Genomic DNA, 23,247 nt, shown 5'->3' on the forward strand with positions numbered 1-23,247 from the left:
CGCCCGGTTACATTCCGAACCCGGAAGCTAAGCCTTTCAGCGCCGATGGTACTGCAGGGGGGACCCTGTGGGAGAGTAGGACGCCGCCGAACAATCTTTCAGGACCCTTGGTCCAGCGTTCACGCTGGACCAAGGGTCCTTTTTGCTTTTCCCAGAATGACGAAGCGCGGCCGATGGCCGGCTGCGCGAGAATGACTGTAGTACCCGATGACAGGAGTCACGCCGATGTCCCCCAACTCTTCCGACGATCGTCCGGAACGCGAACCGCGTCGCAAGGACGGTGGTGACAGGGGCGGCTTCCGCGGCGGTCGCGACGACAGGGACCGTGGTCCCCGTCGTGACAACGACCGCGGTGACCGCGGTGGCTTCCGAGGCTCCCGCGACGACCGCGGCGGTCGCCCGCCCGGCGGCGGTGCCCGCGACGACCGGGGTGGTCGTCCGGCGACGAGCGGTTTCCGTCGTGACGACCGTGGCGGTCGTCCGGCGACCGGTGGTTCTCGTGACGACCGTGATCGCGGTCCGCGTCGCGAGGACGACCGTGGTGGATACCGCGGTCCCCGCGACGACCGAGGTGGTGACCGCGGTGGCCGTCCCAGTGGCGGTGGCTCGTACTCGCCTCGCCCGGGTGGCGGTGGCGGCGGTGGCTTCCGCCGTGACGACCGCCAGGGCGGCTTCCGTCGCGACGACCGTTCCGGTGACCGGCCCGGCTTCGCGCGTGACAACGACCGTGGTGGGTACCGGGGCCCGCGTCGTGAGGACGACCGTGGCGGATTCCGGGGTCCCCGTGACGACAGGCGTGATGACCGTCGTGATGACCGGCGGGGTGATGACCGTGGTGGTCGTCCCGGCGGTGGCGGTGCCGGCGGCGGTGGCTTCCGTCGCGATGACCGGTCGGGTCAGAGTGGGTTCCCGCGTCGGGACGACCGTCAGGGTGGGTTCCGCCGTGATGACGACCGTGGTGGGTTCCGGGGTCCGCGTGATGACCGTCGTGACGAGCGTCCGGGTGGCTTCCGTCGCGACGACCGCAGGGACGACCGTCGCGACGACCGGCGTGATGACCGTCAGGGCGGATTCCGCCGTGACGACAGGCGTGATGACCGTCGTGATGACCGGCGGGGTGATGACCGTGGTGGTCGTCCCAGCGGTGGCGGTGCCGGCGGCGGTGGCTTCCGTCGCGACGACCGGTCCGGTGGCAGCACCTACGGCCGGCGCGACAACGACCGCGGTGACTCCCGCGGCCCCCGTCGCGACGACCGGGACCGTGACCGCGACCGTGGCGGCTACCGAGGTTCCCGTGACGACCGGGGTGGAGACCGCGGCGGCTACGGCGGCCGGCGCGACGACCGTGACCGTCCCGACCGTGAGCCCATCAAGCGGCTTCCCATCCCGGACGACGTCACGGGCGACGAGATCGACAAGGACGTCCGCCAGGAACTGCAGAGCCTCCCGAAGGGTCTCGCAGAGGACGTCGCACGGAACCTCGTCATGGTCGCGAACCTGATCGACGAGGACCCCGAGCAGGCCTACGCCTACTCGCGCATCGCGCTGCGGCTCGCCTCCCGTGTCGCCGCCGTGCGCGAGGCCGCCGGCTTCGCCGCGTACGCGTCGCAGAAGTACTCCGAGGCGCTGGCCGAGTTCCGCGCGGCCCGTCGGATGACCGGGACCGTGGAGCTGTGGCCTGTCATGGCGGACTGCGAGCGCGGGCTGGGCCGGCCCGAGCGGGCGCTGGCGATGGCCGGCGAGCCGGAGGTGCAGAAGCTGGACAAGGCGAGCCAGGTCGAGATGCGTCTCGTCGCCGCCGGAGCCCGTCGGGACATGGGGCAGCTCGATGCCGCCATCGTGACCCTGCAGAGCCCCGAGCTCGCCTCCAACTCCATGCAGCCCTGGACGGCGCGCCTGCGCTACGCGTACGCCGACGCGCTTCTCGCCGCGGGCCGGGAGGACGAGGCCCGTGAGTGGTTCGCGAAGACGATCGAGGCCGACAAGGACGGCGCCACCGACGCGTCCGACCGGCTTGCCGAGATGGACGGCGTCGAGTTCGTCGACGCCCTCAGCGACGAGCACGACGAGCACGACGCCCACGACGTACTCGGCGACGTGAAGGCTGACGCTGCGGCCGACAAGGCCGACGCTGTGGACGACAAGCCGGACGACGCCGCGGCCGACGAGGCGGACGACAAGGCGGAAGCCGCGACGGACGACAAGGCCGCCGCCGCGTCCGCCGACGCCGAGCCTGAGACGGACGAGCGGCCCGGCGACGACGCGTAGTCGACCGACGGCACATGAAGGAGGGCGGCACCCGGTCCACGGGTGCCGCCCTCACTCATGTCCGGCCTCGGACCGCGGCCTCACTCCAGCGCGAGGCTCCTGAGGACCAGCCCCGTCGCCGGCTTCGGCCCGAACGACGTCGACTTGCGCGGCATCGTGACGCCCTCAAGCGCCAGTTCCCGTACGACCTCCTCATTCACCGGATGCATCAGCACCGCCGTTCCCCCGATCCGCTCCGCCTTGGTGACGGCCGCCTGGGCGTCGTGGATGTAGGTGATGTGCTCCGGGGCGTCCGGGGTGCGCCAGACGTGTTCGAGGAGTGTGGCGTGCAGCACCGTCGCGTCCAGCGTGCGCCAGGCCTCCGGTCGGTCGGCCGGCACCGTGCGGCGGAGCAGTTCGGCGTCCGGCCGGTCGACGAGGTGGAAGCGGCCGGCTCCGGCGAGCAGGAACGCGTTGCCCTCGGCGGCCGCGCCGGCGAGGGCGTCGAGGGCCTGGGGGAGCGGCACGTCGAGGTCGCGGACGCGGCATACGCCGGTCAGGGCGGCGAGCGCCTCGCTGACCGGGAGGCGATGCAGCAGCCGGTGGATCGCCCGTACCTGGAGGGGATAGCGCGCGGTGTCGATGAGCAGCACCAGACCGTAGTTCCAGGGGCCGGGCGCCGGGTGTTCGGCACGGAGCCGCAGATAGGTCGCCCAGCGGTGGTGGCCGTCGGCGATCATCGCCTGGTGCCGCATCAGATCGTCCTGAACTTCGGCGACTTCGTCCGGGTCCGTGACGCACCACAGACGGTGGCTGAAGCCGTCCTCCGTGGTGGTGGACAGGAGTGGTGCATGCTGGACGGTGCGCTCGATGACGGCCGTGGTGCCCACCGCGTTGCCGGTGCTGCGGTAGGTGAGGAGCAGCGGTTCCAGGTTCGCGGCGGTGGTGCGCATCAGGTCGGCGCGGTCGGCGACGATGTCCGGCATGACGTCCTCGTGCGGCAGGACCACGCCGGCGGCCGGTTCGGAGAGGGCCAGTGCCCCGATGACACCCCGTTGCAGCACGTCGCCCCTGCGCTGCTCGTACACGTACAGGGCGGGCTTCTCGTCCGCCGCCAGGACGCCTTCCGCCAGCCAGCGTTCCAGGGTCTCCGCGGCCCGGCTGTGGGGATCCTCGGTGGTGCGTGCCTGGGGCAGGATCAGCCGCACGATGTTGTACGGGTCCGCCGACTCCAGATGGTGCAGGCCGTCGGGTCTGACGACCACGTCGTACGGCGGTGAGGTCACTGCGGCGAGGCTGCCCACCCGCTCGGGGACGTAGCGCAGTCCACGGAACGGGATCAGATGCAGACCGCCATTGGCCGCAGAACCATCGTTGTTCATCAGGGCATCGTAAGCGTGGGACATGGATGCGCGATGATCGGGGGAGCGGACCCGGCGGCGGGACGCAGCCAGAGCGAGGAGCGGAAGCGGATGAGCCAGCAGGGCCGGCAGGGCACGAACAGGCCGCGCGGCAGCGCGCGGGCGCTGAGCGAGGCGTACGACACCGCCCTGCTCGACCTGGACGGGGTGGTGTACGCGGGCGGTGAGGCCATCGCGTACGCCGTCGAGTCGCTGGCGACGGCCCGCGAGCAGGGCATGCATCTGGCGTACGTCACGAACAACGCGCTGCGGGCCCCCGACGTCGTGGCCGGGCATCTGACCGAGCTCGGCATCCCGACGGAGGCCGGCGACGTGATCAACTCCGCGCAGGCGGTGGCCCGGCTGATCTCCGAGCAGGTGCCGCCCGGGTCGCGGGTGCTGGTCATCGGCGGCGACGGGCTGCGGGTCGCGTTGCGCGAGCGCGGTCTCGAGCCGGTCGAGTCGGCGGACGACGACCCGGCGGCGGTCGTGCAGGGGTACGGAGGGCCCGATCTTCCCTGGGGCCGGTTCGCGGAGGCCTGTTACGCGATCGCGCGGGGCGTGCCGTGGTTCGCGTCCAACACCGACCTGACGATCCCGGGTCCGCGGGGCATCGCACCGGGCAACGGCGCGGCCGTCGAGGTCGTACGGATCGCGACCGGCGCGGAGCCGCAGATCGCGGGCAAGCCGCTGCCGCCGATGCACAAGGAGACGATCCTGCGTACCGGGGCGAAGCGGCCGCTGGTCGTGGGGGACCGGCTGGACACGGACATCGAGGGGGCGTTCAACGGGGGAGTCGACTCGCTGCTCGTGCTGACCGGTGTCACCGACGCGGCGCAGCTGCTCGCCGCGGAGCCGCGGCACCGGCCGACCTATGTGGACGCGGATCTGCGGGGGATGCTGACGGGGCAGCCCGAAGTGGCGGAGACGGACGGCGTGTTCGGCTGCGGAGGCTGGACGGCCTCGGTGCGGGGTGAGGCGCTGACGCTCGACGGCGACGGTGAGCCGCTGGACGGGCTGCGCGCCCTGTGCGGGGCCGCGTGGACGAGCGCGGGCGACGGTTCCCACACGCTCGACGCCGGAAAAGCGCTGGCCCGGCTGGGGTTGTAGGGCCGGGCCGGGGCCGCCACCCCGTCGATCGACCGTGGCGAGGGTAGGCTAACCTAACCTCGTGTTGGTCGACAGTCCCCCCAAACGGAGCGCGGAGCCCGTAACCGCACCCGCCACCCCGAAACGGCATGCCCTGCGCGCCGCGGGGCTGTTGGTGTCGTGCGGCGTCCTGCTGCTGATCTGCGTCGCGAGCATCGCCCTGGGCGCCAAGTCCGTACCGGTCGCAGACGTGTGGCACGGGCTGTTCCACCACACCGGCACCGGCAACGACGTGATCATCAGGGATGTCCGCCTGCCGCGCACCGTGCTCGGGTTCGTCGTCGGAGCGGCCCTCGGCGTCGCCGGCGCCGTGATGCAGGCGCTGACCCGCAACCCGCTGGCCGAACCCGGCCTGTTGGGCGTGAGCGCGGGAGCGTCGGCGGCCGTCGTGTCCGCCATCAGCTTCCTCGGCGTCACATCCCTCACCGGCTACGTGTGGTTCGCCTTCCTCGGCGCCGCGCTGGTCTCCGCCGCCGTGTACGTCCTCGGCGGCAGCCGCGGCGCCACCCCCGTACGGCTCGCGCTCGCCGGCACGGCCGCCACCGCGGCCCTGTACGGCTACATCAACGCCGTCCAACTCCTCGACGCCGCCGCGCTCGACCGGCTGCGTTTCTGGACCGTCGGCTCGCTCGCCTCCGCCGACATGGAGACCATCGGGAAGATCGCGCCGTTCGTCGCCGTCGGTCTGGTGCTCTCCATACTGCTGGCCCGGCCGCTGAACGCCATGGAGATGGGCGACGACACCGCCCGCTCCCTGGGCGCGCGCCTCACCCGGACCCGCGTCCTGTCGATGGCCGCCATCACCCTGCTGTGCGGGGCGGCGACCGCGGCCTGCGGGCCGATCGTCTTCATCGGGCTGATGATCCCGCATCTCGTCCGTGCCATCACCGGCCCCGACATGCGGTGGATCATCCCGTACGCCGCCGTCCTGTCGCCCGTGCTGCTGCTCGGGGCCGACGTCGTGGGCAGGGTCGTCACCCGGCCCTCCGAACTCCAGGTGGGCATCGTCACCGCGCTGATCGGCGGGCCGGTCTTCATCCAACTCGTCCGCCGCAAGAGGATGGCCCAGCTGTGAAGGCCGTGAAAGCACTGCGCACGCCCGGCGGCTTCTCCGTACGCGTCGACTCCCGCGCGGCCGGCGTCGTCCTGCTGCTCGCCGCCGTCGCGGCGTCCGTCGCGGTCGTCCTCATCGGCAGCGGCGACTTCCCGATGTCGTTCGGCGACGTGGTCGGCACGCTCCTCGGAAACGGCACGGCCGCCCAGGAGTTCATCGTCCAGGACGTACGGCTGCCGCGGGTGCTCGTGGCGCTGCTCGTCGGCGCGTCGCTCGCCCTCAGCGGCGCCGTCTTCCAGTCCCTGTCCCGCAATCCGCTCGGCAGCCCGGACGTCATCGGCTTCTCGCAGGGGTCGACCGCCGGCGCGCTCACCGTGATCGTGCTCTTCGGCGGCGGCTCGCTCGCCGTGGCGGGCGGCGCGATCGCGGGCGGGCTGGTCACCGGCGTCGCCGTCTACACCCTCGCGTGGAAGCGCGGGGTGCAGGGCTTCCGGCTGGTGCTCGTCGGCATCGGCGTCGCCGCCATGCTCACCGCGGTGATCCACTTCCTGATCACCAAGGCCAATCTGGTGGACGCCACCCGGGCCACGCTCTGGATGACCGGGTCGCTCGACGGGCGCGACTGGGTGCAGGTGTGGCCGCTGGCCGGCATGTGCGCGGTCCTCATGCCGGTCGTCCTCGCGCACGGACGGCCCCTGCGGATGCTGGAGATGGGCGACGACGCGGCATACGCGCTGGGCGTGCCGGTCGAACGCACCCGGGTCGTCCTCATGGGCTCCGGCGTGCTGTTCATGGCCGTCGCCACGGCCGCCGCCGGGCCCATCGCCTTCGTGGCGCTCAGTGCTCCGCAGCTGGCGCGCCGCCTCACCCGCTCACCGGGACCGAACCTGGCGGCCGCCGCCGTCATGGGCGCGGCCCTGCTGCTCGTCGCGGACTGGATCGCCACCAACGCCTTCGGCGACCGGATGCTGCCGGTCGGCGTCGTCACCGCGGTGCTCGGCGGCGGATACCTGCTCTGGCTGCTCGTCACCGAGCGCAGGGCGGGCCGGATATGACGCCCGGATCGGCCGCCGCCTCGCAGTGCGTTCCGCACCTCACAGATCCCAGGAGTACGACGACGATGCAGCGCAAGCGCCGGCCCCAGCGGCTCACGGCGGAATCGGTCACCCTCGGCTACGACCAGCGGGTCATCGCGGAGGACCTGTCGGTCGAGATACCCGACAACTCCTTCACCGTGATCGTGGGACCCAACGCGTGCGGCAAGTCCACGCTGCTGCGTGCGCTCTCGCGGATGCTCCGGCCGACGCGGGGGCAGGTGCTGCTGGACGGGCAGGCCATCCACTCGCTGCCCGCCAAGAAGGTCGCGAAGACCCTGGGACTGCTGCCGCAGTCGTCGATCGCCCCGGACGGGATCACGGTCGCCGACCTCGTGGCGCGCGGGCGCTACCCGCACCAAGGGCTGCTGCGCCAGTGGTCGCCGGACGACGAACGCGTCGTCGAGGAGTCGATGGCCGCGACGCGGGTCGGGGAGCTGGCGGACCGCTACGTCGACGAGCTGTCCGGCGGGCAGCGTCAGCGGGTCTGGATCGCGATGGCCCTCGCGCAGCAGACCCCGCTGCTGCTGCTCGACGAGCCGACGACGTATCTGGACATCCAGCACCAGCTTGAGGTGCTCGACCTGTGCGCCGAGCTGCATGAGACGCAGGGCCGCACGCTGGTCGCGGTCCTGCACGACCTCAACCAGGCCGCGCGCTACGCCACGCACCTCGTCGCGCTGCGCGACGGCAGGGTGGTGGCGGAGGGGCCGCCGGCGGAGGTGGTCACGGCGGAGCTGGTGGAACAGGTCTTCGGCGTGAAGAGCCAGATCATCGAGGACCCGGAGTCGGGGACGCCGCTGGTGATTCCGGCGGCGCGGAGGGGAACGGAGCGGGGGTGGGGTAACGGGGCGGGGCGTGCCGGGGGCGCGCCCTCGGGGGCGGTACCGGCTCCGGCACGGGGCCGCTGCGCGGGGCCTGTTCCCCTCCCCGCCCCTTCCCGCAACCGGGGCTCCGCCCCGGACCCCGTTTCGGGGGGTCCGCCCCCGGACCCCCGCGCCTCAAGCGCCGACGAGGCCGGGTGTGCCGGCCGGGGGCGGGTCGGCCCCCGCGCCTGAGTGTCGGGGCGCTGCCCCAGGGCTCCCGGACCCCGGGCGACGCGCTGGGTGTGCCGGCCGGACCGGTATCGCTGCGCGGCATCAGGCTCGCCGGGCGGCCAACTTCAGCCTCGCCGGCGATTGAGGCGCGTGGCTCGGGGCAGAGCCCCGACAAGACCGGCAAGTGACAAGCCCGGCCCTTCCGGCTACAAGAGCTTGCGCAGGCGGAGGAGGTCGCGGACGCCCGCCTCCAGGCGGACCCGGCCCGACGCCCACGCCTTCGTGAAGTTCAGGGAGCCGTCCACCAGTGCCACCAGGTCGTCCCCGGCCATCGCCAGCCGGATCTGGGCCCTGTCCCGCGGCGGGCCCTGCGTGGTGTCCGTCACGTCGATCCGGCCGTTCACCAGACGGCCGGCGAACGTGACGTCCAGGTCCGTGATGTGGCAGCTGACGGAACGGTCGAGCGCCGCGGCACTGCGTACGTCGCCGTTCGAGTTCGCCAGGTTGTCCGAAAGTTTGTCGAGCGCGCAGAGGCACTCCTGCGTGGTGGCCATCGGCAGCGACGGTACCGCAGGGCTTCGCGGTAGCGTCTGGGCATGAGCGACTCGATGCCGGAGCCGGAGCCGGAGCCCGCGGACCTCGTCGACCCCGTCGATCCGGCACCGCTCGGCGTGCCCCGCGTCCCCACCGGTGACGCCGCCGTCGACGCGCTGCTCGGGCGACTGGCCGATGTCGACCACCTGGCCGCGGACGGACACCTCGAGGTGTACGAGGATGTACACCGAGGGCTCAGGGACGCGCTGACCGCGCTGGACACCCGTCCGGGGCCCCGGCCGGAACCGCACGACCACAGGAGCTGAACCGCACGTGGCTGGAGTCGCCCGCCGCCGTCTCGACGCAGAGCTGGTACGCCGGAAGCTCGCGCGCTCGCGCGAGCACGCCAGCCAGCTGATCGCCGCGGGACGGGTGACCGTCGGCCGCAACACGGCGACCAAGTCCGCCACCCAGGTGGAGACGAGCGCCGCGATCGTCGTCACGGCCGACGACAGCGACCCGGACTACGTGTCGCGCGGCGGCCACAAGCTCGCGGGCGCGCTCGCCGCGTTCACGCCGCTCGGTCTTCAGGTGAAGGGCCGGCGGGCGCTGGACGCCGGTGCGTCGACCGGAGGCTTCACCGATGTGCTGCTGCGCGCCGGCGTCGCGCACGTCGTCGCCGTGGACGTCGGCTACGGGCAGCTCGCCTGGTCCCTGCAGAGTGATGAACGCGTCACCGTCAAGGACCGTACCAACGTACGAGAAATGACGTTGGAGACGATCGACGGAGTGCCGGTGGACCTGGTGGTGGGTGATCTGTCGTTCATCCCGCTCGGGCTCGTACTGCCCGCGCTGGTGAACTGCAGCGCGCCCGACGCGGACCTCGTGCTCATGGTCAAGCCGCAGTTCGAGGTCGGCAAGGAGCGCCTCGGCAGCGGCGGAGTGGTGCGCAGTCCCGAACTGCGGGCCGAGGCCGTGCGGGCCGTCGCGCAGCGGGCGGCGGGGCTCGGGCTCGGGGTGTGCGGCGTGACCGCGAGCCCCCTGCCGGGACCCTCCGGCAACGTCGAATACTTTCTGTGGCTCCGGGCCGGCGCGCCCGAGCTCGATCCGGCGGACGTCGACCGCGCAGTGGCGGAGGGACCTCGTTGACCACGACATCAGGAACGACACCGGGCACAGGCGGCAACACTTCGAGACGCACTGTTTTCCTGCTCGCCCACACGGGACGGCCCGCGGCGATCCGCAGCGCCGAGCTCGTCGTCCAGGGGCTGGTGCGCAGCGGCATCGGCGTACGCGTGCTGGCGGCGGAGGCCGTCGACTTGCCGCTGCCGTCGGCGGTCGAGACCGTGACCGACGCGACCCCAGAGGTGCTCGACGGCTGCGAGTTGCTGATCGTCCTCGGCGGCGACGGGACGCTGCTGCGCGGCGCCGAGTTCGCCCGCGCGTCGGGCGTGCCGATGCTCGGCGTCAACCTCGGGCGCGTCGGCTTCCTCGCGGAGGCCGAGCGCGACGACCTCGACAAGGTCGTCGACCGGGTCGTGACGCGCGCCTACGAGGTCGAGGAACGGATGACCATCGACGTCGTCGTACGCAGCAACGGCGACATCGTGCACCGGGACTGGGCGCTGAACGAGGCCGCCGTGCAGAAGGTCTCGCCCGAGCGGATGCTCGAGGTCGTCCTCGAGATCGACGGCCGGCCGGCCACCGGCTTCGGCTGCGACGGCATCGTGTGCGCGACCCCGACCGGTTCGACGGCGTACGCCTTCTCGGCCGGCGGGCCGGTGGTCTGGCCCGAGGTGGAGGCGCTCCTGATGGTGCCGATCAGCGCGCACGCGCTGTTCGCCAAGCCGCTGGTGACCTCGCCGAAGTCGGTGCTGGCGGTCGAGGTGCAGCCGCACACCCCGCACGGGGTGCTGTGGTGCGACGGCCGCCGGACCGTCGAACTGCCGCACGCGGCGCGTGTGGAGGTGCGGCGGGGCGCCGTGCCGGTACGCCTGGCCCGGCTGCACCACGCGTCGTTCACGGACCGGCTCGTGGCCAAGTTCGCCCTCCCCGTCTCCGGCTGGCGCGGCGCACCGGACTAGGCGGGCGCGGGGGCGGTGCGGGCCGGTGCGCGGGCCGCGGATTGCCCGGGAGAGTGAATCCGACGCCGGGGTCCGTCGCACACCGGCCGCCGGACCTCGTATGGTCGTGTCCGTGTTGGAGGAGATGCGGATACGGTCACTCGGGGTCATCGACGATGCGGTTGTCGAGCTGTCACCCGGTTTCACGGCGGTGACCGGCGAGACGGGCGCCGGCAAGACGATGGTCGTCACCAGCCTGGGGCTGCTGCTCGGCGGGCGCGCCGACCCCGCGCTGGTGCGGATCGGCGCGAAGTCGGCCGTGGTCGAGGGGCGGATCAGGGTGTCCCCCGACTCCGCGGCCGCGATCCGCGCGGAGGAGGCCGGGGCCGAGCTCGACGACGGCACACTGCTGATCAGCCGGACCGTTTCCGCGGAGGGGCGCTCGCGCGCCCATCTCGGCGGGCGCTCCGTGCCGGTGGGCATGCTGTCCGAACTCGCCGACGAACTCGTCGCCGTGCACGGCCAGACGGACCAGCAGGGCCTGCTGAGACCCGCCCGGCAGCGGGAGGCCCTCGACCGGTACGCGGGCGCCGCCGTGTCCGGCCCGCACGCCAAGTACGCGGCCGCGTACCGGCGGCTGCGCGCCGTCAGCGTCGAACTGGAGGAGCTGACCACCCGGGCGCGCGAGCGGGCCCAGGAGGCGGACCTGCTGCGCTTCGGGCTCGGCGAGGTCGCCGCCGTCGAGCCGCGTGCCGGGGAGGACGTGGAGCTCGCCGCGGAGGCGGAGCGGCTCGGCCACGCGGAGGCGCTCGCGTCCGCCGCGTCCGTCGCGCACGCCGCCCTCGCGGGCAATCCGGAGGACCCGGAGGTCGTGGACGCCACGACGCTCGTCGCCGGTGCGGGACGGGCGCTGGACGCCGTACGCGCCCACGACCCGGCGCTCGCCGCTCTCGCCGACCGGATCGGCGAGATCTCCATCCTGCTCGGTGACGTGGCCGGCGAGCTGGCCGGATACGCCGACAACCTCGACGCCGACCCGCTGCGGCTCGCCGCCGTGGAGGAACGCCGGGCCGCGCTGACACAGCTCATCCGCAAGTACGGCGGGTACGACGGCGACGCGGCCGCCGTGCTCGCCTGGGCGGAGCAGGGCGCCGGCCGGCTCACCGAGCTCGAGAGCGACGACGACCGGATCGGCGGGCTCACCGCCGAGCGGGACGCCCTGCGCGACGAACTGTCCGGACTGGCACAGGCGTTGACGGACGCCCGCACCGAGGCCGCGGCACGCTTCGCGGAGGCGGTGACCCGGGAGCTGGCCTCGCTGGCGATGCCGCACGCCCGGGTGTCGTTCGCGATCCGCCAGACCGAGGATCCGGAGGGCGTCGAGGTCGGCGGGCGGCCGGTGGCGTACGGGCCGCACGGCGCAGACGAGGTCGAGCTGCTGCTCGCCCCGCACCCCGGGGCCCCGGCGCGGCCGATCGCCAAGGGCGCCTCGGGCGGTGAGCTCTCCCGGGTGATGCTCGCCGTGGAGGTCGTCTTCGCCGGGACCGACCCCGTGCCGACGTACCTCTTCGACGAGGTGGACGCGGGCGTCGGCGGCAAGGCCGCCGTCGAGATCGGGCGCAGGCTCGCCAAGCTGGCCAAGTCGGCGCAGGTCGTCGTGGTGACGCATCTGCCGCAGGTCGCGGCGTTCGCCGACCGCCAGTTGCTGGTCGAGAAGACCGACGACGGCGCGGTGACCCGGAGCGGCGTGACCGTCCTGGAGGGCGAGGACCGGGTGCGGGAGCTGTCCCGGATGCTGGCCGGGCAGGAGAACTCGGAGACGGCCCGGGCCCACGCGGAGGAACTGCTCGCGACGGCACGCGCCGACGGGTAGGCCCGCCGCCCTCCCGGGGACCGGGTTCACCCATGTGAGTGATCCCGGTCAGTCGGCCCCGGTCCTGTACACAGGCACGACACCCGGACGGTCCCGGAACGTCCGTACGGGCTGGCATCCTTGGCGCGTGACACAGCTGCGTACGGTCCAAGTGCTGGGCGGCGGCAGTGCGGGCAGCGGCGCGCACGTCAGGTCGCTGGCCTCGGGGCTGGCGGCACGGGGCGTGCGGGTGACGGTGTGCGCCCCCGCCGAGATCGATCACGTCTACGACTTCTCCGGCGCCGGCGCGGACTTCGCGCCGGCGACGATCGCAGCGTTGCGCGCGGCGTGCGCCGGGGCGGACGTGGTGCACGCGCACGGGCTGCACGCCGCCGTACGCGCCGCGCAGGCCCTCGGCGCCGCCCGGCGCGCCCGCGTCCCGCTCGTCGTCACCTGGCACACCAGGACCCACGACGCGGGCGGCGCCCGGGCCGCGGTCCTGGGGCTGCTGGAGCGCAGGGCCGCACGGTCCGCCACGGTCGTCCTCGGCACCTGCTCCGAACTGGTCGACCGGGCCAGGGCGAGCGGCGCGCGCGACGCCAGGCTCGCGCCCGTGACGGCCCCGGCCGCGCCGTCCGCCCCGACCGGCGAAGGCGGCAAGCTCCGCGCCGAACTGGGCGTCGTCGAACGCCCGTTGCTGCTCGCCGTCGGCGCGCTCGAACGCCACCGGGGCTACGGCACCCTGCTCGACGCCGCCCGCGCCTGGAGCGGCCAGGACCCGGCGCCCCTGCTGATGATCGCGGGCGAGGGCCCGGCCCGGGAGGCGCTCCGGCGGCGCATCACGGACGAGGACCTCCAGGTCCGGTTGCTGGGCCGCCGCGACGACATCCCCGAACTGCTGGCCGCCGCGGACGTGGCCGTCCTCCCCTCCCGCTGGGAGGCCCGCTCCCTGCTCGCCCAGGAGGCGCTGCGCCTGGGCGTACCCCTGGTCGCCACGGCGGTCGGCGGCGTCCCGGAACTCGTAGGCGACGCGGCGGAACTGGTGCCGTACGGGGACTCCGTCGCCCTGTCGTCGGCCGTGACCCGCCTCCTGGCCGACCCGGCGCGACGTGCCCGGCTGTCGGCGGCGGGGCGGGCGCAGGCCGGGACGTGGCCGACGGAGGACGAGACGGTGGCGCAGATCCTGAGCGTCTACGACGAACTGACGTCCCACACGTGACGCGCCCGGAGGCGCGGCTGCCTCTCGGCCCGACCGGCCCCGTCGGGGCTCCGCCCCGAGCCCCGCGCCTCAATCTCCCCCTACGGCCTGGCGGCCGTGGGAGGTGCCCCCGGGCGGGGCTAGGAGTGGCGGTCTCGTCGGGGTGCTGCCCCGAGCCCCGCGTCTCAATCGCCGGCGGGGCTGAAGTCGCCCCATCCGGCGGGGCTCTGAGCCTGCCGGTCTTCTCGGGGCTCCGCTCCGAGCCCCGTGTCTCAATCGCCGGCGGGCTGGAGTGGCCGGGCAACTCCAGCCCGGCCGGCGTTTGAGGCCACCGCGCGGAGCGCGGTACCGGGTCCGGGCGGGGCCCGGACCGCCGGCACGGGGGCCGGGGCTTGCCCCCCACGCGGCGGAGCCGCACATCGGTACAGCGGGAAGGGGGCGGGGTGGGGAACAGGCCCGCCGCAGGCGCAACGGACCGGAGGGGGCGCGCCCCCGTCAGCGGGCGTGGCGGCGCGCCCGCAGCGCCACGCTCAGCGCCAGGACCGTCTCCGGGTCCTCCAGGTCCGTGCCCAGCAGCTCCCCGATCCGCGCCAGCCGGTTGTACAGCGTCTGACGGTTCAGATGCAGCTCCCGCGCGGTCTCGGCCTTGCGCCCCGCGTGGGCCAGATACGTCTCGAGCGTGGGCAGCAGCGGCGGCCTTGACGCCGCGTCATGGGCCCGCAGCGGCCCGATGGCGCGGTCGACGAACGCCGCCAGGTCCGGGTGTTCGCGCAGTCGCCACAGCAGCAGGTCGATGTCGAGGCGGCGGGCGTCGTACCAGGGTCGGTCGTCCAGGCCCTGCGCCGCGGTCGCCGTCTCCGAGGCGTGCCGGAGCGCCGCGCCCGTCGCGGCCCAGCCGCCCGCCGCGGCGACCACGACCACCGGAGGGTGCGCGCCCGCCCGTTCGAGCCCCGCGCGGGCCACACCGGCGCGCAGCGCGTCCGCGACCCGGTCGGCGACGGCGGCCCGGTCGGTCTCGGCGCGCAGGCCGACGAGGAGCGGCACCCGGCCCTCCACGGGCCGTACGCCGAGGAGTACGGGCACCCCGAGCGACGACAGCTCCTCGGACACGGCGCGGGCGAGCACCGCCCAGTTGCCCGTCGGCGTCAGTTCGGCCGCGAGCCGCATGACGACCGGCAGCAGCGGCCCGGCGCCCGGCTTGAAGCCGAGGACGCGGGCCTGCGCGGGCGCGGCGTCCGGGGCGATGCGGCCCTCCGCCAGGTCGGTGAGGAAGTCGCCGCGGCCGCGGGCCGCGAGCTCCTCCTCCTGGCGGGCCTGCATGAGGACGACGGCGAGGATGCCCGCCGCCCGCTCCGCCGCCATCCGGTGCACGGGCAGCAGCGGGGAGGAGACGGCCAGCAGCACCAGCCGGGCCCGGACCGCACCGGCCCCGCGGCCGCCGCCGGGCACGTCGACGAGGACGGCGTTCGCCGGCGGCCCGTCCTGACGGCCGCCGCGCAGGCCCTCCCACACCTGGAGGGGGTCGGCCGGCGCGGACTCGGCGCCCGGCAGGTCGGCGGCGTACAGCAGCCGGCCGTCGGGCGTCTCGAGGAACACCGGGTCGCCGGTGAAGGACGCGAGGATGCCGAGCACTTCGGGCACGCCGCCCCCGCCGAGGAGGGCCTCGGTGCAGCGGCGGTGGACCTCCTCCGCCTGCTGGAGCAGGGCGTAGTGGCCGTTGACGATCTCGGTGTGGATCTCTTCGGTCACCGTCACGAACGGCACCTCGCGGTGCAGTTGGACCAGCGGCAGCCCGGCCGCCCGTGCGGCCTCCACGATCGAGGCCGGCAGCCGGGAGAACCGGGGCCCGAGCTCGACGACGAGCGCCGCGATGCCGCGTTCGGCGAGCCGGTGCACGAAGGCACGCTGCTCGGCCGGGCGGGTGCCCAGGCCGAGACCGGTGGTCAGCAGCAGCTCGCCGCCCTTGAGCAGCGAGGCGATGTTCGGCACCTCGCCGGCGTGCACCCAGCGCACGGCGCGCTCCAGCCGGTCGGCCCCCGCGAGGACCTCCGGGAGCCCGCTGCGGAGGCCGGGCAGCTCGAGCGCCCGCCGTACGGTGATGCCGCCCTGCGTTTCCATGGCTGTGGACGCTACCGGCGAGCCAGTTCCCAGGCCAACAGCGGGCCTAACCGCCGTACGCCCCGGATGCGGTCAGCCGCAGGGCGGTGTCGATCAGCGGCACGTGGCTGAACGCCTGCGGGAAGTTGCCCACCTGGCGCTGGAGTCGCGGGTCCCACTCCTCCGCGAGGAGACCGAGGTCGTTGCGGAGCGACAGCAGCTTCTCGAACAGCCGCCGCGCCTCGTCCACCCGTCCGATCATCGCCAGGTCGTCCGCCATCCAGAACGAGCACGCCAGGAACGCGCCCTCGTCGCCGGGCAGACCGTCGACGCCCTCGTCCGCGCCCTCCGTCGGGTACCGCAGGATGAAACCGTCGTCGGTGGACAGCTCGCGCTGGATCGCCTCGATGGTGCCGATGACGCGCTTGTCGTCGGGCGGCAGGAAGCCCATCTGCGGGATCAGCAGCAGGGACGCGTCCAGCTCCTTCGAGCCGTACGACTGGGTGAAGGTGTTGCGCTCGGGGTCGTAGCCCTTCTCGCAGACGTCCCGGTGGATCTCGTCGCGCAGTTCGATCCAGCGCTCCAGCGGCCCGTCCGCGTCGCCGGACTCGATCAGCTTGATCGTGCGGTCGACGGCGACCCACGCCATCACCTTCGAGTGCACGAAGTGGCGGCGTGGCCCGCGGACCTCCCAGATGCCCTCGTCGGGCTGGTCCCAGTGCTTCTCCAGGTAGCGGATCAGCTTGAGCTGGAGCAGGGACGCGTAGTCGTTGCGGGCCAGGCCCGTCATGTGCGCGAGGTGCAGGGCCTCGGTGACCTCGCCGTACACGTCGAGCTGGAGCTGGTGCGCCGCGCCGTTGCCGACGCGCACCGGTCCCGAGTTCTCGTAGCCGGGCAGCCAGTCGAGCTCCGCCTCGCCGAGCTCGCGCTCGCCCGCGATGCCGTACATGATCTGCAGGTTCTCCGGGTCGCCGGCGACGGCGCGCAGCAGCCACTCGCGCCAGGCACGGGCCTCTTCGCGGTAGCCGGTGCGCAGCAGCGAGGAGAGGGTGATCGCCGCGTCCCGCAGCCAGGTGTAGCGGTAGTCCCAGTTGCGGACGCCGCCGATCTCCTCCGGGAGGGAGGTGGTCGGCGCGGCGACGATGCCGCCGGTCGGGGCGTACGTCAGGGCCTTCAGCGTGATCAGCGAGCGGACCACGGCCTCCCGGTAGGGGCCGTGGTACGTGCAGTGGTCGATCCAGTCGCGCCAGAACTCGACGGTCGCCTCCAGGGAGCCCGCCGGGTCCGGGAGGGCCGGCGGCTCCTTGTGGGAGGGCTGCCAGCTGAGCGTGAAGGTGAGCCGGTCGCCGGGGCCGACGGTGAAGTCCGAGTAGGTCGTGAGGTCTTTGCCGTACGTGTCCGTGTCGGCGTCGAGCCACACCGAGTCGGGGCCCGCGACGCCGACCGTGCGGTTGTCCACCTTGTGGACCCACGGCACGATCCGTCCGTAGCTGAAGCGCATCCGCAGGGCGGAACGCATCGGCACCCGGCCGGAGACGCCCTCCACGATCCGGATCAACTGCGGGGCGCCGTCACGGGGCGGCATGAAATCGGTCACGCGGACGGTGCCGCGCGGGGTGTCCCACTCCGATTCCAGGATCAGGGAGTCGCCGCGGTACTCGCGGCGGGTCGCGGCCGGCGCCTGGGAATGGGTGCCGTACGCCGGCCCCAGCCGCCAGAAGCCGTGCTCCTCGGTGCCCAGCAGCCCGGCGAAGATGGCCTGGGAGTCGAAGCGGGGCAGGCACAGCCAGTCGACCGTGCCGTCCCGGCAGACCAGCGCTGCGGTCTGCATGTCTCCGATGAGTGCGTAATCCTCGATGCGCCCGGCCACGTGCATCTCCAGTCGAACGGCCACGTCCGCCCCGCGGGGCGCTTGCTGCGGTTTCTGCGGTTTCCTTGGGGTCAAGAGTCGTCGACGAGCCGTGGCTACCCCAAAAACACCACGCGGGAGGCGATGCCACTGCCTGGTGGGGGCGCCGATGTCCGCGTGACGGTCAGGGGATGGAGGCCGTTCACACGTCCGGCTCGGCAGCGAGTGTCCGAGCAGGATACGACGCACGCCGGTGATCTGTGTGGGTGTCCCGGCAACATGGGTGCGCCGAACGGCTGAGCGGACGGTCTTCTGCGATGAGCGGCTCCCACACCTGTCGTCACGGTACCTCCGCGCACCCTCCGGCCGCGTGCGGAGGCGTGGCCGGAGGCGACCCCTCCATGGCGCTGATACCCTGGTACCCCGTGGACCGGTGGCCGCAAGGCACCGAAACCGCAGCGACGGCACCCCCGGATCCGGGTCGGCGGCCGACACGCACCTCACTTAGCGACCACGGGAGCCCCCTCTTGGCGATGCCGCCCGCTGCTTTTCGAAACAGCACAGCCATGACGACCAAGCACATCTTCGTCACCGGGGGTGTCGCCTCCTCCCTCGGCAAGGGCCTCACGGCCTCCAGCCTGGGCCAGCTGCTCAAGGCGCGCGGCCTGCGGGTCACGATGCAGAAGCTCGACCCGTACCTCAACGTAGACCCCGGCACGATGAACCCGTTCCAGCACGGTGAGGTCTTCGTCACCAACGACGGCGCCGAGACCGACCTGGACATCGGCCACTACGAGCGCTTCCTCGACGTCGACCTCGACGGCTCGGCCAACGTCACCACCGGCCAGGTCTACTCGCAGGTCATCGCCAAGGAGCGGCGCGGCGAGTACCTGGGCGACACCGTGCAGGTCATCCCGCACATCACCAACGAGATCAAGTCCCGGATCCGCCGGATGGCGACCGACGACGTCGACGTCGTCATCACCGAGGTCGGCGGCACGGTCGGCGACATCGAGTCGCTGCCGTTCCTGGAGACCGTCCGCCAGGTGCGCCACGAGGTCGGCCGGGACAACGTCTTCGTCGTGCACATCTCGCTGCTGCCCTACATCGGCCCGTCCGGCGAGCTGAAGACCAAGCCGACGCAGCACTCCGTCGCCGCGCTGCGCAACATCGGCATCCAGCCCGACGCGATCGTGCTGCGCGCCGACCGTGAGGTGCCGACCGCGATCAAGCGCAAGATCTCGCTGATGTGTGACGTCGACGAGGCCGCGGTCGTCGCCGCCATCGACGCCAAGTCGATCTACGACATCCCCAAGGTGCTGCACACCGAGGGCCTCGACGCGTACGTCGTGCGCAAGCTCGACCTGCCGTTCCGCGACGTGGACTGGACGGTGTGGGAGGACCTGCTCGACCGGGTCCACAAGCCGGACCACGAGGTCAGCGTCGCGCTCGTCGGCAAGTACATCGACCTGCCCGACGCGTATCTGTCGGTCACCGAGGCGATGCGCGCCGGCGGTTTCGCCAACAGGGCCCGCGTCAAGGTCAAGTGGGTCACCTCCGACGAGTGCCGGACGCCGGCGGGCGCGCAGAAGCAGCTCGGCGACGTCGACGCGATCGTCATCCCCGGCGGCTTCGGTGAGCGCGGCGTGGACGGCAAGGTCGGCGCGATCAAGTACGCCCGCGAGAACAAGATCCCGCTGCTCGGCCTCTGTCTGGGCCTGCAGTGCATCGTGATCGAGGCCGCGCGCAACCTGGCCGAGATCCCCGACGCCAACTCCACCGAGTTCGACGCGGCCACCTCCCACCCGGTGATCTCCACCATGGAGGAGCAGCTCGCCTACGTGGAGGGCGCGGGCGACCTGGGCGGCACGATGCGGCTCGGCCTGTACCCGGCGAAGCTCGCGGAGGGCTCGATCGTGCGCGAGGTCTACGGCGACGAGCAGTACGTCGAGGAGCGCCACCGCCACCGCTACGAGGTGAACAACGCCTACCGGGCGGAGCTGGAGAAGAAGGCGGGCATCCTCTTCTCGGGCACGTCCCCCGACAACAAGCTCGTCGAGTACGTCGAGTACCCGCGCGAGGTGCACCCGTACCTCGTCGCCACCCAGGCGCACCCGGAGCTGCGTTCGCGTCCGACGCGTCCGCACCCGCTGTTCGCCGGTCTGGTGAAGGCGGCCGTGGAGCGCAAGTCGGGACGCTGACGCACAGGCGATACGGTTGACCGGGGTACGGACCTGCGAAGGGTTCCGTGCCCCGGTTTCCGTTCTGCGGTTGGAAGGACGCTTTTCGATGGCCATCAAGGACACGCCCGAGCACTGGCAGGTCACCGCGACCTCGACGCCGTTCCGGGGCAACAAGACCAGCGTCCGCACCGATGACGTCGTCATGCCCGACGGCAGGGTCGTGGGGCGCGACTACCAGGTCCACCCGGGCTCCGTCGCCGTGCTCGCCCTCGACGACGCGGGCCGGGTCCTGGTGCTCCGCCAGTACCGCCACCCGGTGCGCCAGCGGCTGTGGGAGATCCCGGCCGGACTGCTCGACGTGCCGGGGGAGAACCCGCTGCACGCCGCGCAGCGCGAGCTGTACGAGGAGGCGCACGTCAAGGCAGAGGACTGGCGGGTGCTCACCGACGTCTACACCACGCCCGGCGGCTGCGACGAGGCCGTGCGGATCTTCCTCGCCCGCGAGCTCTCGGAGGCGGAGGGCGAGCGCTTCGAGGTCTCGGAGGAGGAGGCCGACATGGAGCTGGCGCGGGTGCCGCTGGAGGAGCTGGTGAGCGGGGTGCTCGCCGGCGACCTCCACAACACCTGCCTGGTCGTCGGCGTGCTGTCCGCGGTCGCGGCGCGCGGCGGCGACGGGTTCGACGCGCTGCGTCCCGCGGAGGCGCCGTGGCCGGCGCGGCCGTTCGAGGCCTGAATACCCCGAAGGCGTGCCTGATGTGACGATCTGTTGATCCGATCGAGCGACGCCTCCGCCCTGCTCCGCACGGATCGCCGTGGTGCCTGAACTACGCTCGAACCGCCCGTGCGGAGCCCCGCCGGGCTCGGCTCGCACGGCGGACTGGAGCGTGGCCCGTGACGGATCAGGCGCTGGACTTGGACGGCCCCGACCGGCCGGCCGACGCGGAGACGGCGACCGCCGGCGAAGCGGTGTCCCGGCCGGCCGTCGCCAGAGCCCGTTCACACGCCGACCACCGGCCCGACACCACCGGACGGACCCGTTCCGGCGCAGCGGACGCCCTCGGCACCGCGCCGTCGCCGGCCGCGGGCTCGGCTGACACCCCGGCAGGATCGGAGGCCGCGAACGGGTCCGTACCGGAGGACTCCGCCGAGCCGGGGCCCGCGTCTCCGGCCCCGCGCGAGGACGGTGGCGAGGCCGGCGCCGGTACGAGCGGGACCGCTGGGGACACCGGTGTCGACGGCGCGCACGGCGCGCACGGCGCGCACGGCGAGGACACGGGCCCGGCGCCAGACGCCGGCGAGGGGGACGCCGCCGCGCGGGCGGATGCGGCGGACCCGCCGGAGACGGCCGCCCCCGGCTCGCTCGACGCCGCGCCGCGACCGCCCGTCGCGCCGCCCGTCGCGCCGCCGGCCATCGGCGCGCGAGGGCGGGACACCCGCCGCGCCGGCGGGGCGGAGCGCGGCGGGCACCCTGAGGAGAGGGTGTTCTTCGGACGGCAGCGGGAGCTCAAGGCCCTCGTCGCCGACATCGAGCGGGCCGGACTCGACACGCTCGCCGGCCGCAAGGCCCCCCGCGCACGCGTGCTGCTGATCGCCGGGCGTCCGGGCGCGGGACGCACCGCGCTGGCGGAGCAGCTCGTCCGTACGATCGGCGACCGCTTCCCGGACGGCGTCCTGCGGGTCCGGCTGACCGAGCCGGCCGGCCGGCCGGTCCCCATGGAGGAGGCGGCGCGCGGGCTGCTCGACAAGCTGCGTATCGCCTCACCGCCCGGCGCGGGCGACGACGAGCTGACCGAGATGGTGCGCGAGGCCCTGGCCGTACGCCGGATGCTGCTCCTCGTCGATGACGTCACCGAGGCCGAACAGGTCGACCTGCTGCTGCCGCAGAACCCCGACTGCCTGGTGGTGGCCGTCTCCCGGGGCCCGCTCACCGGCATCCACGGCGTACGGCCGTGCACCCTCGGCGGCCTGGACGCGAAGTCCGCGATCGACCTGCTCACCACCTTCACCGGATCGGTGCGGATCACGGTGGACCCGCAGGCCGCGGAGGCGGTCGCCGAGGAGTGCGGCGGCCAGCCCACCGCGCTCGTGCTGGTCGGCGGCTGGCTGGCCGCCCGCCCAGGGGCGTCCGTGGCCGACGCCGCCAAGCGGCTGCGCGCGCTGCCGCCCGGCGACGAGCACTCCACCGGCGACAGGCCGCTGGCCAGGGCGTTCCGGCTGGCGTACGAGTCGCTTCCGCAGTCCGCCGCGCGGACGCTGCGGCTGCTGGCGCTCGCCCCCGCCGGACGGGCCGACGCGCACACCGCCTCCGCGCTGGCCGGCTGCTCCGTGTCGGCCGCCCAGGACACCCTCGAGAGCTTCGCCGGGCTCGGGCTGGTGCGCCGGGCGGGGGCGTCGTTCGAGGTGCCGGGCGCGCTCGCGCCGCTGCTGCGCTCGCTGATGGAATCGACGGACCGCCCGGCCGAGGTGCAGCTCGCGCGCGCCAGGATGCTGGAGCGGACCGTGCGGCGGCTCCAGGCATGCCGGGCGACCACCGAACCCCTCGGCTCCCCGGCCCGTAAGAAGCTGGCCGCCCTGCCGCGCGCCCTGCGCTTCGACTCCGCGGCGGCGGCCGGGGAGTGGCTTCGGGCGAGCCGGGCCGAGCTGCTGGCGTCCGCGCGGCTCGTCGTCGACGACGGCGAGCTGGACACCCTGGCCCGCCGGCTGGTCGCGGCCCTGGTCAGGGCCCTGGCGGCGCACTGGGGCACCGAGGCGGCCGCCCCCGAGCTGTACGGGCTGCACCAGTTGGTGCTGGACGTCGCCGAGCGCCGCGGGCTCCACCGCGAACAGGCCGCCGCGCTGCTCAACCTCGCCGATCTCGACGCGCAGACCGGGCGCACCGCGGACGCCCTGGCCCGCTACCGGGCCGCGCTCGACGCCGGCCGCGCCGCGAACGACCCGTACGCGACGGGCCGCGCGATGGAATCCGTAGGCGGCGCGTACCAGGAGCTGGGCGACTGGCAGCGGGCGGCCGACTGGTACGGCAGGGCCCTCGCGCAGCGCCAGGCCCGCGGCGAGCGCGCCGACGAGGCGCGGCTGTACGGGCGGCTGGGCGCGGTGCACACCTACGCGGGACGGTACGGGGAGGCGCTGCGGAGCTGGCGGGCGGCGGTCGCCGGGTACCGCAGGGCCGGCGATCTGCCGTCCCAGGCAAGGGCGCTGAGCGAGGCGGCCCGGGTCCAGGAGTACGCGGGGCGGCCGGAGGAGTGCCTGCGCACCTGCCAGGAGGCGATCGAGCTGGCGCGCCGGGCGGGTGACGTACGCCTCCATGCCGCGCTGCAGCTCCGGCTCGCCGACACCCTGGACCGGCTCGGCGACCCCGCGGCGGCCCGGCTGCACCGCGCCGCCGCGGAAAGAATGCTCGGAACAGAGGATTCAACCTACGAAATCCGTGGCACTGCGCTCAAAGATTAAAGCTTTGCAAGGCTAGACAGCGGGAAATCCTTCATTAGAC

At 73.5% G+C, this 23,247-nt stretch carries 16 protein-coding genes, 1 rRNA gene and 2 pseudogenes; 15 read left to right on the forward strand and 4 right to left on the reverse strand.

Translation table 11 applies throughout. From position 1 onward, the window contains the following. From rrf to ACFYOP_RS32135, 3 genes and pseudogenes are all read left to right on the forward strand, one after another. Window positions 1-92, forward strand: a 5S ribosomal RNA gene (gene rrf, locus ACFYOP_RS32125); the annotation flags it as partial. 223 nt (window positions 93-315) lie between these two features. Further along, a pseudogene (locus tag ACFYOP_RS32130) lies at window positions 316-1,218 on the forward strand (hypothetical protein); the annotation flags it as partial. Between the two features lie 150 nt (window positions 1,219-1,368). Beyond that, complete coding sequence (locus ACFYOP_RS32135; protein WP_356898998.1) at window positions 1,369-2,268, forward strand: tetratricopeptide repeat protein; 900 nt, start codon at window positions 1,369-1,371, stop codon at window positions 2,266-2,268. Between the two features lie 80 nt (window positions 2,269-2,348). Here ACFYOP_RS32135 and ACFYOP_RS32140 read toward each other — a convergent pair whose 3' ends face one another. Further along, window positions 2,349-3,629 (reverse strand): DUF1015 domain-containing protein, encoded by a 1,281-nt coding sequence (locus ACFYOP_RS32140; RefSeq protein ID WP_356898984.1) that lies wholly within the window; start codon window positions 3,627-3,629, stop codon window positions 2,349-2,351. Window positions 3,630-3,719: 90 nt separating this feature from the next. On the opposite strand from ACFYOP_RS32140, the gene ACFYOP_RS32145 reads away from it, so the two are divergent. The 4 genes and pseudogenes from ACFYOP_RS32145 to ACFYOP_RS32160 all read left to right on the forward strand — a co-directional run. After that, a complete protein-coding gene (locus ACFYOP_RS32145; protein WP_356898997.1) occupies window positions 3,720-4,757 on the forward strand; it encodes an HAD hydrolase-like protein in 1,038 nt (345 codons plus the stop codon). 64 nt (window positions 4,758-4,821) lie between these two features. Then, complete coding sequence (locus ACFYOP_RS32150; RefSeq protein ID WP_356898996.1) at window positions 4,822-5,871, forward strand: iron chelate uptake ABC transporter family permease subunit; 1,050 nt, start codon at window positions 4,822-4,824, stop codon at window positions 5,869-5,871. Next, a complete protein-coding gene (locus ACFYOP_RS32155; protein WP_356898983.1) occupies window positions 5,868-6,905 on the forward strand; it encodes an iron chelate uptake ABC transporter family permease subunit in 1,038 nt (345 codons plus the stop codon). The genes ACFYOP_RS32150 and ACFYOP_RS32155 overlap by 4 nt, the downstream gene beginning before the upstream one ends. 65 nt (window positions 6,906-6,970) lie before the next feature. After that, a pseudogene (locus tag ACFYOP_RS32160) lies at window positions 6,971-7,771 on the forward strand (ABC transporter ATP-binding protein); the annotation flags it as partial. A gap of 416 nt (window positions 7,772-8,187) precedes the next feature. Here ACFYOP_RS32160 and ACFYOP_RS32165 read toward each other — a convergent pair. Continuing rightward, window positions 8,188-8,535 (reverse strand): SCP2 sterol-binding domain-containing protein, encoded by a 348-nt coding sequence (locus ACFYOP_RS32165; protein ID WP_356898982.1) that lies wholly within the window; start codon window positions 8,533-8,535, stop codon window positions 8,188-8,190. A 42-nt stretch (window positions 8,536-8,577) separates the two neighbouring features. Here ACFYOP_RS32165 and ACFYOP_RS32170 point away from each other — a divergent pair, with 42 nt between their 5' ends. The 5 genes from ACFYOP_RS32170 to ACFYOP_RS32190 all read left to right on the forward strand — a co-directional run bounded on the left by ACFYOP_RS32170 (window position 8,578) and on the right by ACFYOP_RS32190 (window position 13,649). Next, window positions 8,578-8,841, forward strand: coding sequence for a hypothetical protein (locus tag ACFYOP_RS32170; protein WP_356898981.1), 264 nt, complete (start codon window positions 8,578-8,580; stop codon window positions 8,839-8,841). 7 nt (window positions 8,842-8,848) lie between these two features. Beyond that, window positions 8,849-9,664, forward strand: coding sequence for a TlyA family RNA methyltransferase (locus tag ACFYOP_RS32175; RefSeq protein WP_356898980.1), 816 nt, complete (start codon window positions 8,849-8,851; stop codon window positions 9,662-9,664). Further along, window positions 9,661-10,599: an NAD kinase gene (locus ACFYOP_RS32180; RefSeq protein ID WP_356898979.1), complete on the forward strand. Its 939-nt coding sequence runs from the start codon at window positions 9,661-9,663 to the stop codon at window positions 10,597-10,599. Before ACFYOP_RS32175 ends, ACFYOP_RS32180 begins: the two co-directional genes overlap by 4 nt. A 124-nt stretch (window positions 10,600-10,723) precedes the next feature. Continuing rightward, on the forward strand, window positions 10,724-12,451 hold the full coding sequence (gene recN / locus ACFYOP_RS32185) for a DNA repair protein RecN (protein ID WP_356898995.1): 1,728 nt from the start codon (window positions 10,724-10,726) through the stop codon (window positions 12,449-12,451). Window positions 12,452-12,578: 127 nt separating this feature from the next. Next, the gene (locus ACFYOP_RS32190; RefSeq protein WP_356898978.1) at window positions 12,579-13,649 is read left to right on the forward strand and encodes a glycosyltransferase family 4 protein; all 1,071 of its coding nucleotides are present in this window, start codon (window positions 12,579-12,581) and stop codon (window positions 13,647-13,649) included. Window positions 13,650-14,123: 474 nt separating this feature from the next. Here the strand turns inward: ACFYOP_RS32190 and ACFYOP_RS32195 are convergent, their stop codons facing one another. Together ACFYOP_RS32195 and ACFYOP_RS32200 are read right to left on the reverse strand one after the other, a co-directional pair. Continuing rightward, entirely contained in the window at window positions 14,124-15,746 is a 1,623-nt protein-coding gene (locus ACFYOP_RS32195; protein ID WP_356898977.1) for a PucR family transcriptional regulator, read from the reverse strand. A 46-nt stretch (window positions 15,747-15,792) separates the two neighbouring features. Beyond that, window positions 15,793-17,595: a glycoside hydrolase family 15 protein gene (locus ACFYOP_RS32200; protein ID WP_356898994.1), complete on the reverse strand. Its 1,803-nt coding sequence runs from the start codon at window positions 17,593-17,595 to the stop codon at window positions 15,793-15,795. Between the two features lie 545 nt (window positions 17,596-18,140). Between ACFYOP_RS32200 and ACFYOP_RS32205 the strand changes: the two genes are divergently transcribed. The 3 genes from ACFYOP_RS32205 to ACFYOP_RS32215 all read left to right on the forward strand — a co-directional run bounded on the left by ACFYOP_RS32205 (window position 18,141) and on the right by ACFYOP_RS32215 (window position 23,207). After that, window positions 18,141-19,775, forward strand: a complete 1,635-nt coding sequence (locus ACFYOP_RS32205) for a CTP synthase (protein ID WP_356898976.1) — start codon at window positions 18,141-18,143, stop codon at window positions 19,773-19,775. 88 nt (window positions 19,776-19,863) lie between these two features. Next, a complete protein-coding gene (locus ACFYOP_RS32210; protein WP_356898975.1) occupies window positions 19,864-20,490 on the forward strand; it encodes an NUDIX hydrolase in 627 nt (208 codons plus the stop codon). A 677-nt stretch (window positions 20,491-21,167) separates the two neighbouring features. Next, the gene (locus tag ACFYOP_RS32215) at window positions 21,168-23,207 is read left to right on the forward strand and encodes a tetratricopeptide repeat protein (RefSeq protein ID WP_388453764.1); all 2,040 of its coding nucleotides are present in this window, start codon (window positions 21,168-21,170) and stop codon (window positions 23,205-23,207) included. Window positions 23,208-23,247 lie beyond the last annotated feature (40 nt).

The sequence above is a fragment of the Streptomyces sp. NPDC006294 genome (assembly GCF_042870895.1).
Classification (GTDB): domain Bacteria; phylum Actinomycetota; class Actinomycetes; order Streptomycetales; family Streptomycetaceae; genus Streptomyces.

Bases quoted from the DNA above. Each gene is read 5' to 3' on its own strand.
- ACFYOP_RS32195 (WP_356898977.1), bottom strand. From the start codon at position 15,746: ATGGAAACGCAGGGCGGCATCACCGTACGGCGGGCGCTCGAGCTGCCC.
- ACFYOP_RS32140 (WP_356898984.1), bottom strand. From the start codon at position 3,629: ATGAACAACGATGGTTCTGCGGCCAATGGCGGTCTGCATCTGATCCCG.
- ACFYOP_RS32170 (WP_356898981.1), top strand. From the start codon at position 8,578: ATGAGCGACTCGATGCCGGAGCCGGAGCCGGAGCCCGCGGACCTCGTC.
- ACFYOP_RS32165 (WP_356898982.1), bottom strand. From the start codon at position 8,535: ATGGCCACCACGCAGGAGTGCCTCTGCGCGCTCGACAAACTTTCGGAC.
- ACFYOP_RS32205 (WP_356898976.1), top strand. From the start codon at position 18,141: ATGACGACCAAGCACATCTTCGTCACCGGGGGTGTCGCCTCCTCCCTC.
- ACFYOP_RS32210 (WP_356898975.1), top strand. From the start codon at position 19,864: ATGGCCATCAAGGACACGCCCGAGCACTGGCAGGTCACCGCGACCTCG.
- recN (WP_356898995.1), top strand. From the start codon at position 10,724: ATGCGGATACGGTCACTCGGGGTCATCGACGATGCGGTTGTCGAGCTG.
- ACFYOP_RS32145 (WP_356898997.1), top strand. From the start codon at position 3,720: ATGAGCCAGCAGGGCCGGCAGGGCACGAACAGGCCGCGCGGCAGCGCG.